Annotated in this window: 10 protein-coding genes and 1 pseudogene; all 11 read right to left on the bottom strand. The window is 71.0% G+C overall.

The genetic code is table 11. The features are described from left to right. Positions 1–4 precede the first annotated feature (4 nt). Positions 5–772, bottom strand: coding sequence for a GmrSD restriction endonuclease domain-containing protein (locus ACWEQG_RS01320; RefSeq protein ID WP_452280657.1), 768 nt, complete (start codon positions 770–772; stop codon positions 5–7). A gap of 340 nt (positions 773–1,112) precedes the next feature. Next, positions 1,113–2,063 carry an ABC transporter substrate-binding protein gene (locus ACWEQG_RS01315; RefSeq protein WP_452280655.1) on the bottom strand — a complete coding sequence of 317 codons (951 nt, stop codon included), beginning with the start codon at positions 2,061–2,063 and terminating at the stop codon, positions 1,113–1,115. Positions 2,064–2,279: 216 nt separating this feature from the next. After that, the gene (locus ACWEQG_RS01310) at positions 2,280–3,260 is read right to left on the bottom strand and encodes an ABC transporter substrate-binding protein (RefSeq protein ID WP_452280654.1); all 981 of its coding nucleotides are present in this window, start codon (positions 3,258–3,260) and stop codon (positions 2,280–2,282) included. Beyond that, complete coding sequence (locus tag ACWEQG_RS01305; RefSeq protein ID WP_452280653.1) at positions 3,257–5,194, bottom strand: ABC transporter permease; 1,938 nt, start codon at positions 5,192–5,194, stop codon at positions 3,257–3,259. The genes ACWEQG_RS01310 and ACWEQG_RS01305 overlap by 4 nt, the downstream gene beginning before the upstream one ends. Before the next feature lie 396 nt (positions 5,195–5,590). Then, positions 5,591–6,637: pseudogene (locus tag ACWEQG_RS01300) on the bottom strand (quaternary amine ABC transporter ATP-binding protein); the annotation flags it as partial. A 317-nt stretch (positions 6,638–6,954) separates the two neighbouring features. Beyond that, complete coding sequence (locus ACWEQG_RS01295) at positions 6,955–7,716, bottom strand: SDR family NAD(P)-dependent oxidoreductase (protein WP_452280652.1); 762 nt, start codon at positions 7,714–7,716, stop codon at positions 6,955–6,957. 69 nt (positions 7,717–7,785) lie between these two features. After that, positions 7,786–10,068, bottom strand: a complete 2,283-nt coding sequence (locus ACWEQG_RS01290) for a tetratricopeptide repeat protein (RefSeq protein ID WP_452280651.1) — start codon at positions 10,066–10,068, stop codon at positions 7,786–7,788. A gap of 62 nt (positions 10,069–10,130) precedes the next feature. Then, the gene (locus ACWEQG_RS01285; protein ID WP_452280650.1) at positions 10,131–10,898 is read right to left on the bottom strand and encodes an SCO6745 family protein; all 768 of its coding nucleotides are present in this window, start codon (positions 10,896–10,898) and stop codon (positions 10,131–10,133) included. Between the two features lie 72 nt (positions 10,899–10,970). Further along, complete coding sequence (dapF, locus tag ACWEQG_RS01280; protein ID WP_452280649.1) at positions 10,971–11,783, bottom strand: diaminopimelate epimerase; 813 nt, start codon at positions 11,781–11,783, stop codon at positions 10,971–10,973. 9 nt (positions 11,784–11,792) lie between these two features. After that, the gene (gene miaA / locus ACWEQG_RS01275; RefSeq protein ID WP_363466008.1) at positions 11,793–12,704 is read right to left on the bottom strand and encodes a tRNA (adenosine(37)-N6)-dimethylallyltransferase MiaA; all 912 of its coding nucleotides are present in this window, start codon (positions 12,702–12,704) and stop codon (positions 11,793–11,795) included. A 28-nt stretch (positions 12,705–12,732) separates the two neighbouring features. Next, on the bottom strand, positions 12,733–13,266 hold the full coding sequence (locus ACWEQG_RS01270; RefSeq protein WP_452280648.1) for a methylated-DNA--[protein]-cysteine S-methyltransferase: 534 nt from the start codon (positions 13,264–13,266) through the stop codon (positions 12,733–12,735). Positions 13,267–13,307: the final 41 nt, after the last annotated feature.

The following is a 13,307-nucleotide window of genomic DNA, read 5'->3' as shown; positions in this document are numbered from 1 at the left end:
CCAGCTACTTGCACTGCTCCAGCATGGCCGCCTTGTCGGCGGAGGTCACCGGCAGGTCGTACTTGAGCGCGACCTGGGCGAAGCGCACGGCGTAGGAGCAGCGGATCTCTCTGCGGGGCGGCAGCCAGGTGGCCGGGCCCGAGTCGCTCTTGGAGCCGTTCGTCGAACCGTCGACGGGGATCAGGTTGAGCGGGTCGTTGGCGATCTGCTTGCGCTTACTCTCGCTCCACCGCGACGCGCCCATCTGCCAGTCGTACGACAGGGGCATGACGTGGTCGATCTGGACCTCCGCCGCTTTCGACTTGCTCCAGTCGATCGTCTTGCCGGTGTAGGGGTCGTACAGGGTCATGGAGGTGATGACGCAGTTCGACCCGCTGCGATACTTGACGTCCCGGCCGTCCCGCTTCAGCAGGTCGTTGCGGGTGTCGCAGCCGTTGCGGCCCCACGGGATGTCCTCCACGTTGTCGGCCCAGGCGTAGCCGAACTTGTCGCGGTCGTAGCCGGTCTTCGCCCCCCGGCCCTTCGTCGCCACCTTGTCGATCAGCTTGCGGGCCTCCGCCCGGTCCTTGTCCGACGTGATGGCCTTCAACCCGGGTCCGGTGCCGTCGGGATTGTCGAGCGGATTGACGCCCCCCTCTGTCTGTGAGTCGCTCTTGCCGCCCCCGCCCTGGCCCGTGAGGGCGTCGTCGAGTTCCGGCATCGGCCCACAACCGGCCAGCACGGCCACCGCTACGGAGATCCCGGCGATCAACCGGATACCACGCCCGCCCACTGTCACCCCTAGGTAATGAAATATCCCCCTCAGATATAGCAAAGTGCAAAAAGGTGGCAAAGGAGGCACGCACAGAAGTGCGAGTTTCGTGATCACCCCGGCGAACTCCGGCACAAGGCATCAGGTACGGCTTTGCGGCGGTTCCAGGGCATCGGGCGCCAGTCGCGCGGGACGGGGACACCACCACGACGAAGGGCGCGGCACGCCGTGCGCGCCACGCCCCTCGCTCAGGCCCGGTGAAATCGGTCCGGTGGATCCGGCCGGGTGAAATCAGTTCGGTGGATCCGGCCCGGTGAAATCGGTCTGGTGGAATCCGGCCCCGTGGATCAGCGTCCCCGGATCAGGCCGGGATCCAGTCCTGCCAGACGATCTTGTTGGCCTCGACCCACTTGCGGGCGGCGTTCTCCGCGCTCATCTTGTTCACCGCCATGTCGTAGGCCACGGCGTTCTGGTCGTCGTTCGTCCAGACGAAGTTCTTGATCAGCTCGTACGCGCTGCCGCCGCTCTTGGCGAACTTCACGCTGACGATCTTGTCGAGCAGGTACGGCGGATAGTCGCACTTGACCGTCTTGACGTTGTTGTCGCACCCGATGGCGTACGGCGGGAGGTTGATCTTGACGAGCTTGAGCTGGTTGAACAGCCACTGGGGCTCGTAGAAGTACATCAGCAGCGGGGTCTCGTTCTCGGTGGCCTTGCGGGCCGCCGCGATCAGCGCGTCCTCGCTGCCGGAGTAGACCACCTTGTAGGGCAGCTTCAGGTTCCTGATGAGCGCCTCGTCGTTGGTGACGAAGGACTTGTCACCGGCGAGGAACTGGCCCAGCCCGTCACTCTTGTCGGTCTTGAACAGGTCCTTGTACTTGGTCAGGTTCTGCCAGTCCGTGATGTCCGGATATTTCTGGACCATCCACTCGGGGACGTACCACCCGATGACGCCCTTGTTGCCGTTCTCCCCCGCGGTGATCGCGACCTTCTTGTCCTCGATGAACTCCTTCTTCAGCTCCGGGTGGCTCCAGTTCTCGAGGACGACGTCGACCGTGCCCTTCTCGAAGCCCTTCCAGGAGTCCGCCTCGCCGCTCTCGATCTCCTCGACCTTGTAGCCGAGCTCGTGCTCCAGGAGATAGGCGACGACAGCGGCGCTGGCCTCGTAACCGATCCAGGGGTTGATCGCCAGTCGCACGGTCTTCGTGCCGCCTGCGGCGCCTGCTCCGGCGGCGTCATCCGAACTCCCGCCACTGCAGGCGGTCATGGCCAGCGCGAGCGTCAGCACGCCGGCAAGGAGACGGATCCTCATATCTGACCTCATCTGATGTCGTACGGGCGGCGAACGCGAGCGGCGGGGCCGCGGCGACACCGGGAGAGTATTCCACAACAAGCGTGATCGGCCGCGATCGCGGGGATCGCGGCCGACGAGTGCTCGCGCCCGGCCGGGCGCGCGGGGTCGTGATCCCGGGAGTGTCCCGTGATCTCCTGCCGCGGCGACCGCGGCAGGCAGGAAAGACCCGTTAGATCACTTGGGCATCCAGGCCTGCCACTTGGCGGTGTTGGCCTCCACCCACTTCTTGGCCGCGTCCTCGGCGGACATGCCGTTGTTGGTGATGTCGTCGGCGACCGAGTTCTGGTCGTCGTTCGTCCACTGGAAGGCCTTGATCAGCTCGTACGCCTTGCCGCCGGTGTCGGCGAACTTCTTGCTCACGATCTTGTCGAGGTCGTACGGCGGGTAGTCACAGGCGACCTTCTTGGGGTCGCTGTCGCAGCCCTCCGTGTACGCGGGAAGGTTGACCTTGACCAGCTTGACCTGGTTGAACAGCCACTGCGGCTCGTAGAAGTACATGAGCAGCGGCTTCTTCTGCTCGGTCGCCTGCTTGGCGGCCTTGATCAGCGCGGCCTCGCTGCCCGCGTACACGACCTTGTAGTCGAGCTTCAGGTTCTTGACCAGGGCCTCGTCGTTGGTGACGAAGGACGGGTCGCCGTCGAGCATCTGGCCCTTGCCGTCCGACTCGGACGTCTTGAACAGGTCGGCGTACTTGTTGAGGTTCTTGTAGTCGGTGATGTCAGGGTGTTCCTGCGCCATCCACTCGGGCACGTACCAGCCGATGACGCCCTTGTTGCCCGTGCTGCCCGCCTCGACGGCGACCTTCTTCTCCTCGATGTACTTCTTCTTGAGGTCCGGGTGGCCCCAGTTCTCGATGATGACGTCGACGTCACCCGACTCCATGCCCTGCCAGGAGGGTTCCTCGGCGAGGGTCACCTTCTCGACCTTGTAGCCGAGCTCCTTCTCCAGCAGGTACGACACGACGGCGGCGCTGGCCTCGTAGCCGACCCAGCCGTTGATCGCGATCTTGACTGTGCCCGCCGCGGACGCGCCCGCGGAGCCCGCGGCGTTCGCGCTCGGCGCCGCCGCGGAGTCGTCCTCGACCTTGGCGCCTCCGCAGGCGGCCATACTGAGGCCGAGAACGAGAACCCCTGCGATTAGGCGTAACTTCTTCATGCGTTCCTCTTCTTGTGGGGAGAGCGGCGCCCGTTGGCGCCTTGCGTGATCCGGTCGAGCATGACTCCCAGGAGGACGAGGGCGACGCCGGCCGCGAGGCCCTTGCCGTAGTCCTCCTGCTGCGCGATTCCGGCCACGACGTCGTATCCGAGAGCTCCGGCGCCGACCAGCGCGCCGATCACCACCATCGCCAGCGTCATGACGATGCCCTGGTTCGCCGCGAGCAGCAGCGAGCCGCGGGCCATCGGCAGCTGGACCTTCCACAGCAGCTGCCGATCGGTGGAGCCGGCGGACTTGGCCGCCTCCATGACGGTCGCGGGGACCGCCCGCAGGCCGTCCTCGACCAGGCGCGCGACCACCGGCACCGCGTAGATGAACGAGGCCATGATCGCGGTGAAACGGCCGTTGCCGAACAAGGCCACGGCGGGCAGCAGGTAGGAGAACGATGGCATCGTCTGCGCCGCGTCCAGGATCGGCCGCAGCCCGGCGGCGAACCACCGCGACCGCGCGGCCAGCACGCCGAGCGCGAGCCCCGCCGCGATCGTGATGACGGAGGCGACCAGCACGATGGTCAGCGTCTCCATGCCGTGCTGCCACAGTTGCAGCGCGGCGACGCCCGCGAGGCAGGCCGCGGCGATCACACCGGCCACCGGTCCGCTCACCCGCCAGGCGAACACCAGCACCGCCGCGGTGATCAGCCACCAGGGAGCACTGGTCAGCACGTCCTGCAGCGGATTGAGCAGGCCGTACGCGACGACGTCGTTGAGGAAGCCGGTGAAGGTGTACCAGTGCGTCTCGATCCACTCGACCACGTCGTTGATCGGCCGGACGAGTTGCACGTGCCACTGCTCGGGGAACTCCTGCGCCAGCACGGGGGTCAGGACCAGCCCGGCCGCGGTCAGGACGGCGAAGCCGGCCCAGCGGACCACGCGCGCACGCCCCCCGCCGTCACGCCGCTGGGCGGCCGCCCGCGTCATGCGGTCGAGCACGATGGCGAGCAGCACGATCGCGACGCCGGGGATGAGCGCGGCGCCCACGTTGACCCGGGCGAGGGCGCGGAGCAGGTCCACGCCGAGTCCGGGGGCCGCGATCAGCGCGACCAGCGGCACCATCGACAACGCGGCGGCGATCGTCTGGTTGACGCCCAGCATGATCGTGTTGAGCGCCAGCGGCAGGCGGACCTTGCGCAGTGTCTGCCAGCCGGTCGCGCCCAGCGACTCCGACGCCTCCACAGCGACGCCCGCGACCCGCTGGATGGCCAGCGAGGTGATCCGGATCGCCGGCGGCATCGCGTAGATCATCGTGGCGACCGTCGCGGACGCCGGTCCGATGAGGAACAGCAGCACGATCGGCGACAGGTACGAGAACGTCGGCATGATCTGCATGACGTCGAGCACCGGTGTCACGATCCGCCGTACGCGGGGCGAACGGCCGGTCCAGATCCCCAGGGGGATGCCGAACAGCAGCGACAGCACCACCGCGGACAGCGTCAGCGCGAGCGTGTCGACGCTCGCCTCCCAGAACCCGAGCACCCCGACGCCGGCGAAGCCCGCGAGCGACACGAGCGCGATCCGCCAGCCGCCCGCGAGCCAGCCGAGACCGGTGGCCAGGCCGATGAGCCCCGGCCAGCCCAGGGCGACCAAGGCCCCCTGGAACAGCGTGTAGATCTCGGACACGCCCAGGCGCAGGTAGTTGACCACATAGAGGAAGATCGGGCTGGTGTTGCGGTTGGCGTCGACCCAGTCACGGGCGTCGTTGAGCCAATGGAACACCGAGGCGTCGTCGTCGTGCGGCAGCACGGCCTTGCCGCGGAAGGCCACGTAGAGGGCCACCACCGCGACCACTCCGGCGACCGGCGCGACCCATCGCGGCAGGCGCCGGACCCGCGCCGGGGCCTGCACGGGCGGCGCCACCTGCACAGGTGCGCTCACCATCTACGCCTCCCCGGGCGCGCCGGCGGGGGCGACCGCCGCGCCCCCGCGCGTCCTCGTCTCGGCGGTGACGGACGTGTCGCCCTCGTCCCGCGCCGCCCGCTTCTCCTGGACGGCTTCGACGGCGGCGTCCTCGCCGGCCTCGCCGGAGGCCACAGACTCATCGGAAGCGACAGGTTCGCCCGAGGCGACAGGCTCGTCCGAAGCGACCGGCTCGTCCGAAGCGACAGGTTCGCCCGAGGCGACCGGCTCATCGGAAGCGACGGGCTCGCCGGCGTCCGCCCTCTCGGCCTCCTGCGCCTCCTCGGCCTCCGACGCCTCCCCGGCCTCCCCGGCTTCCGCCGGCGGCTCCTCGGGAGCGGGCTCGGGCTCCTCACCGGCCTTGGCGGGGGCGGCGACTACCACGGGCTCGCTCTCGGGCCGTACCGCGCCGAGGATGTCGACCCGGCTCACCACGCCGACCAGTTCGCCGTCGGCGACGACCCGGATGGGACGGTCGGAGGCCATCGCGGCCGGGACCGCGTCGTGGATGACGGTGTCGGCGGGGAGCTCGGGACCGTCGAGCGGCTCGTCCGGCTCCGGGGCGCGGCAGATCCAGCGCAGCGACAGCACCTGTGCCCTGGGGACGTCCCGCACGAAGTCGGCCACGTAGTCGTCGGCGGGCGCCCCGACCAGCTCCTCGGGGGTGCCCACCTGCACGATCGCGCCCGCCCGCATGATCGCGATGCGCTCGCCGAGCTTGAGCGCCTCGGACAGGTCGTGGGTGATGAAGACCATGGTCTTGCCGACCTCGCGGTGCAGACGGATGACCTCGGCCTGCATGTCGCGGCGGATCAGCGGGTCGAGCGCGCTGAACGGCTCGTCGAACAGCAGGACCTCGGGGTCGACGGCGAGCGCGCGGGCCAGCCCGACCCGCTGCTGCATACCACCGGACAACTGCTCGGGATAGGAGTCCTCATGGCCCTCCAGCCCGACCAGCGACAGGATGCGCCTGGCCTTCTCGTGCCGCTCGGACTTCCCGACGCCCTGGATCTCCAGGCCGTAGCCGACGTTGTCCACGACCTTGCGGTGCGGCAACAGCCCGAAGTGCTGGAAGACCATGCTCACCCGATGACGGCGGAGCTCCCGCAGCTGCTTGGCCGACATCGCGCGCACGTCCTGACCGTCGATGCGCAGTTCGCCCGCGGTCGGCTCGATGAGCCGGGTGAGGCAGCGCACCAGCGTCGACTTACCGCTGCCGGACAGGCCCATGACGACGAAGACCTCGCCTGGCCGGACCTCGAAGCTGACGTCCCTGACGGCGGCGGTGCACCCCGTCTTCGCCCGCAGCTGAGCGGGTTCAAGGTCGGCGTCGGGGCTGCCGATGATCCGGTCGGCCTTGGGACCGAAGATCTTCCAGAGCCCGCGAACCTCGATCGCGGCTGTGCCCACTCTGATTCCCCTCACTTGGCGCTCGCCCGCGAGGCGGCGTGGACGCCCGGAAACGCCAAAGCACGGCGCGAGGGCTGCCGCTCGCACGCCGTGAATGAAGAGCGGGGGGCCAACGACTCCTCAGGGCACACGCACAGGCGTTGCGCTTGACGCAACACGGATCCTGTTTTTTACAACAGGTCTGAGGCTAGGGCCCTGCTGCCCTTCTTATGGTGAAAAATGCCACCTGATCTCCATATCGTGATCGTCCGGTGATCTTTCTCCACACGGGCATTCCGGGCCGTGAGGGCCCGACGGCGATGGGTGAGGACGACCCACTCGGCGGGCGGCGATCAGGTGGCGAGGATTCCCCCGTCGACCGGAATGACCGCTCCGGTGACGTACGAACCGGCGTCGGATGCGAGGAAGACGACGGCGGCGACGAGTTCCTCCGGGTCGCCCGAGCGCTTCATCAGGACCCGCTGTTCCCGCATGCGGTCGAGATAGCCGTCGGGATACCCCGCCGTCATCTCGGAGTCGAAGAAGCCCGGCTCCAGGCAGTTGACCCGGATGCCCCTCCGCGAGGTCCACTGCTGGGCGAGGTCGCGGGTGAGCCCGGCGACGGCGGCCTTCGACGCGCTGTAGGCCGCCTGCGGCAGCCCGGCCGTGGTCTCGCCGAGCACGCTGCCGATGTTGACGATCGACGACCCCGGCCGCATGACGCGGGCGCAGGCCTGGGCCATCCAGTAGGTGCCGTTCAGGTTGACGTCGAGCACGCGGCGGAACTCGGCGGGCGTCTCCCGCAGGGCGGGCACGGCCGTGCCGACGCCCGCGTTGTTGACCAGCACGTCGACCCGGCCGAACTCGCCCATGGCCGCGTCGACGAGGGCCTGGCACTCCTCGGGGACCGACACGTCGGTCGGGACCGCCAGGCAGCGGCGGCCGGTCTCCTCGACCAGCCGCCGGGTCCGCTCCAGACCCTCGGGACGGCGGGCTCCGATCACCACGGCGGCGCCCGCCTCGGCGAGGCCCCGGGCGAAGGCGACGCCGAGCCCGGACGACGCCCCCGTCACGATGGCCACTTTCCCGTCAAGACGGAACCGGTCCAGGATCACGCCGCCTCCTCGCTCACGAATCGAAATCGACTCTAGAGCAATGTTCCACCAGGGTGCGGAACGGCTGGATCAGAGGCCGTACTCCTTGGAGATCCGCTCGTGCCGCTCGGCCTCGATGCCGACCTCGCGGGCGAGGTCGAGCCACGCCAGCGGGTGAGACCACTGCTCGGTGACGTCGTCGAGGACGGCGTCCAGCTCGGCCGGCCGCACGGTGGGCGGGATCGCGATCCAGCCGAACACACCGGGAAGCTGCTCACCGGTGGCCGGGTGGGTGACGCGGTAGCTCTCGTCGCTGTAGACCCACATCGGCCAGCCCCGCTCGGCGAGGACCTCGTTGAACTCGGCCCACTCGTCCTCCGACGGCGCCGCGCCGTCGAAGAACCAGCTCGTGTAGCCGCCCGGGCGCAGCATCGTCACCCCGGCGAACGGGATCACGAAGCTCTCCCGCTCCTGCTCGTCCTCCGGGATCGGCTCCAGCGGCCGGGGGTCGATCACGACCACGTCGCCCGCGTTGTACTCCATGCCGCGCGGCTGCGGGATCGCCAGGCGGGCGGTGGCCGGGCCGGTCCGCACGGCGAGCACCTCCCGCTGGGTGCCGTCGGGGGCGGGGAGGATCACCCGGACCAGGTGCCACTCCTCCTCGATCGGTCCCTCGCCCGGCTCGATCGGCATGCCGAGCTTGGTGCCGGCGGCCCGTACGGTCGCCCAGTCCTCGACGGCGGTGGACAGGACGATGATCCGCCAGACGTCCTCCTCCTCGCCCTCGCCGGACTCGACCAGCGGCTTGAGGATCTCGGCCGCCTTGGCGTTGTCGCCGAGCTGCTGGACCGCGCCCGACCACAGGCGGCGCGCCTCCAGCCCGCCGCCGTGGGCGACGGCCTGCTCGGCCTCGGCCGCCGTCTGCTCCCACCGCTCGCGCGCACGGTGCAGCCGGGCGAGCGCGAGGTGCGAACCGGTCTCCGGCAGCCGGGCCGCCAGGGTCTCCACCCGCTCGTCCTGCCCGGCCTCGATGAGCAGGCCGGTGAGATAGGCGATGTCCTCGTCGCCCGTGGCGGCCGGGTCGCCGTCCTCGACGATCGTCTTCCAGTAGACGTCGGCGCCCACCGGGGCGTAGCCGAGGAAACCGAGCGTCGTGGTGTGACGCCGGGTGGCCTCGAGGTCGGTGCCGGACAGCGGCCACAGCCAGCCCACCCACCGCTCGGGGTCGGCCGTGCGGCCGTCGGCGGCGTCGAAGTAGGCCACCAGCTCGTCGCGGGGGCCGGGCGGCGGCAGTTCCTTGGCGGCGTCGGCGGCGGCGCGCAGCTCGGCCACCCGCTCGGCCAGTCCCTCGGTGACCCGGAGGGTGGCGATCGCGGCCTCGGCGTAGTCGGCCAGCAGGCGGGCCTGCCACAGGCCCTGCCGGGCGACCGCCAGGTGCCCGGCGGTCAAGGCGAGCTCGAACCGCGCGCGGTGGCCGCCCACGCTCTCGAAGTAGGACATCCACTGCCGCAGGATGCGGCCGAGCTGCCAGGTGTTGGCGATCGAGCCGCCCGAGGAGAGCATGCGGACGGTGTGCGCCCACTCCACCCATTCGCGCGCGTGGTCGCCCACCACGTCGAGGTCGGGGAGCGCGTCCACGGCCTCCTGCATCCGGCCGAGGGTGGCCAGCACCTGCGAGCGGAGCAGGGCCTCGCGGCGGCCCTTCGCGACCGGGTCGTCGGGCTTGAACTCGGCCGAGGCGTCCACCGCGGCCAGGGCGTCGTCCGGGCGTCCGGCGGCGAGCAGGGCTCGCGCGGAGGCGGCGCCCAGCTCCCAGCTCGCCTCGCGCCCGGCCCCGCGCAGGCGCTCGACCGCCGCCTCGGCGTACGCGACGCCCTCGGCCGCCTTGCCCGCGTCGATCAGGGCCGCGACGTACTGCGTGGCCAGGCCGGAGAAGGCGAGGGAGTCCGGGCCGACGCCGTCGAGTGCCGCGCCGAGGGCGGCCAGCCGGGCCTCGGCGTAACCGGGACCGTCGGTGTTGGCCTGGGCGATCGCCAGGACCTCCACGGCGCCGGGGGCGCCGGGGCACTCGCGCACGTCGTCACGCTGGGCGAACTCCAGCAGCGAGGCGGCGTCGTCGAGCGCGAGCGCGCCCATCGCCCGGTCGCCCACCCGCCCGAGCAGGTGCCAGTAGCGCGCGAAGAACTCCAGCCACGGCTTCTCCAGCGTCTCGGCGTGCTGCGCGATCGCCGGCGCCACGACGTCGAGCTGGGCGAAACGGCCCTCCAGCGCCTGCGCGGGCACGTCACCCAGCGCCATGGCCAGTCCCGTGTTGCCCGCCTCGTGCAGTTCACGCTGGGTGCCACCCACCCAAGCCCAGATGTCCACGTCCATGAGGAGTCAGTCTGCCAGGTCGCCGACCATGACCCAAACAGCACGCGGCCGTCGCCCCGCGGTCATCGCCCGAGGGCCACCTGGGAGGCCTCCCGGAGCAGGGCGCACAGCTCGGTGAGCTCCGCCGGGCCGAGCGCCGCGTAGGCACGGGCGACGAGGTCGTCGGTCAGCCCCTCCGCCGCGGCCCTGCGCTCCGCCGCCTCCGCCGGCGGCTCCGGGTACGGCTCGGGCCAGGCGAGGAAGCGGGCGACGTCGGAGGTCCGGTCGTACGGAAGCGGGGTTCCCGTGTTGTCCGCGCCGACGAGGACGGCCTCCAGCGGATCGAGACCGTGCGCGACCACGGCAGTCGCGTGCCGGGCGCCGCGCAGTTCCCGCACGACGTGGAGCAGGTGGGCGGCCAGGGCGGGCCCGCCGCCGGGCCGCGGCATGGCCCGCCATCCGGCGAACAGCGGCGCGCAGAACGGGTCCGCGCCGTCGGCGACGGCGGCGAGCAGCTCCGCCAGCCGGTCGGGATCGCCGAGCCCGGCGAGTTTGCGCCGCCCCCAGTCGTGACAGGCCCCGGCGTAGAGCGCGGCGGCCTCCTCGGCGGGGAGCTTGCGCCCGCCCTCCCACGACTCGCGGACGTGCCCGGGCGAGAAGAAGACGACGGCCGCGAGCACGACGTCCGCGTCCACCTCGCCGAGGACGCCGCACCGGCCCCGGAAGTACATCTCCCGCGGGCCGAGGCCCTGGCCCTCGCACAGCGCCTTGACCTCCCGCGAGATCATGAATCCCCCGCCGAGCGCGCCGATCGCCGCCTTCGTCTCCACCACCGCGTCGCGCGGGTCCATGCGCCCTCCTAGGTTCAGCAGCCAGACTCAGGGTGGCGGATCAGAACAAGGTTCTGCAAGTCCCTGAAACGATCAGAGGACGGCGGGCCACTCCCCCGAGGCGACGAGGACGGCGGGCCCGGACAGGTAGCTCGTGTCCTCCTCCAGCGTGACGGTGACCGTGCCGCCGAGGATCCGCACCTCCCACGTGCCGGTGGTCTCACCGGCGGCGTGGGCGGCGGCCACGGCCGTCGCGACCGCGCCGGTGCCGCACGAGCGCGTCTCCCCCGAGCCCCGCTCGTGCACCCGCATGGACACCTTGTGGTCGCCCACGGCGTTGAAGATCTCGACGTTGACGCCCTGCGGGTAGACGCCGCGGTCGAAGTCCGGCTCGCGGCCGAGGTCGAACCCGGCCACCGGCTCCGCCACCGCGCACGCCAGGTGGGGGTTGCCCATGTCCACGTTCACGCCGCGGCACTCGCGCCCGTCGACCGTGGCGCGGCTCTCCCCCAGCACCAGCGGCCTGCCCATGTCGACGGTCACGTCGCCCGAGGCGCCGAGCCGTACGCGCTTGACGCCCCCGCGGGTGGCGACGGCGAACTCGCCGGGCGCCGCGAGGCCCGCGTCCACGAGGTAGCGGGCGAAGACCCTGACGCCGTTGCCGCACATCTCGGGGATGCCGCCGTCCGCGTTGCGGTAGTCCATGAACCACTCGGCCTCGTCGGCCTGCCCGGCCGCCTCCGGGCAGAGCTTGGTGCGCACGACGCGCAGCACTCCGTCGGCGCCGATGCCCGCGCGCCGGTCGCACAGCGCCGCGACGTCCCGCGCGGACAGGTCCAGCGTGGCGTCGGCGTCCGGCAGGATGACGAAGTCGTTCTCGGTGCCGTGGCCCTTCACAAAGCGCATGGGAGAAGTCTAGGAGGTGCCCGTGATCACGCCGATCGCGCGGTCTGCCAGGTCGGGGGCGTCGAACGGCAGCCACACCACCCGGGGGTCGCGGCGGAACCACGACTCCTGCCGCCTGGCGAACCTGCGGGTGGCGCGCACCGTCTCCTCGCGGGCCTGCTCCTCGGTCCACTCGCCGCTCAGGAACCGCAGGACCTGCGCGTATCCCAGGGCTCGGCTGGCGGTTCTGCCCTCGGCGAGGCCCCGCGCGGCGAGCGCACGCACCTCGTCCACCAGCCCGGCCTCCCACATGCGGCCGACCCGCAGCTCGATCCGCTCGTCGAGGACCGGCCGCGGCACCTCGACGCCGATCTGCACGCTGTCGTAGACCGCGTCGTACGACGGCATCGTGGCCGAGAACGGCCGCCCGGACAGCTCGATGACCTCCAGGGCGCGGACGATCCTGCGGCCGTTGCTCGGCAGGATGTTCTCCGCGGCCACCGGGTCGAGGCCCTTGAGCCGTTCGTACAGGGGCGCGGGGCCGGTCTCGGCGAGTTCCTTCTCCAGCCGGGCCCGGATGTCCGGGTCGGTCCCCGGGAACTCCAGGTCGTCGATCGCGGCGCGGACGTAGAGCCCCGAGCCGCCCGCCAGCACGGGCACCCGCCCACGGGAGCGCAGATCCTCGATCAGGGGACGGACGAGCCGCTGATACTCGGCCACGCTGGCGGTCCGCGTCACCGGCCAGATGTCCAGCAGGTGATGAGGGACGCCGCGCCGCTCCGGCGCGGAGAGCTTGGCCGTGCCGATGTCCATGCCCTCGTAGAGCTGCATGGAGTCGGTGTTGATCACTTCACCGCCCAGCCGCAGCGCCAGCTCGACGGCCAGGTCGGACTTGCCCGCCGCGGTCGCGCCCACGACGGCGATCACAGGAAACTGCCCCACACCGTCCAGTGTCCCAGCGGCGGGGAGGTCACAGGTCCCAGTCGAGGGTGGGCGGCAGGTGGCCTTCGAGGGTGAGCAGCCACCGCTTGGACTCCACGCCGTCGCCGCCGCTGAAGCCGCCGAGCCCGTTGCTCGCGACGACCCGGTGGCACGGCACGATGATCGGGATCGGGTTGCCGCCCATGATCGAGCCGATGGCCCGCGCCGGGACCCCTGTGCCGCTGCGCGCCGCCAGCTCCCCGTACGTCACCACCTCGCCGTACGGGACGGTGGCGAACAACGTGCCGAGGACCTGCCGCTGGAGCGCCGACATGAGCCGCCAGTCGACCGGCACGCGGAACTCCTTCAGCTCGCCGTGGAAGTACGCCGCAAGCTCCTCCCGTACGGCCTCGGTACGGGAGGGGTCGTCGGCGGGGGTCATCCCGAGGCGACCGGCGATGCGCTGCCTTATCAGGGGCCCGTCCCGGAAGTCCGTCGCGGCGACCCCGTCCCCGGTGACGGCGGCGAGCACGTCGCCCAGCCTGGTCGGTACGGTCGCGAACGCCACCGTGCTGCTGTCCATGCGTCCCATTCTGCGTGTGATCCGTCGGGGTAGGGTGAGCG

The sequence above is a fragment of the Microbispora sp. NPDC004025 genome, assembly GCF_053604425.1.
This window is presented reverse-complemented; position numbering and strand designations above follow the sequence as displayed.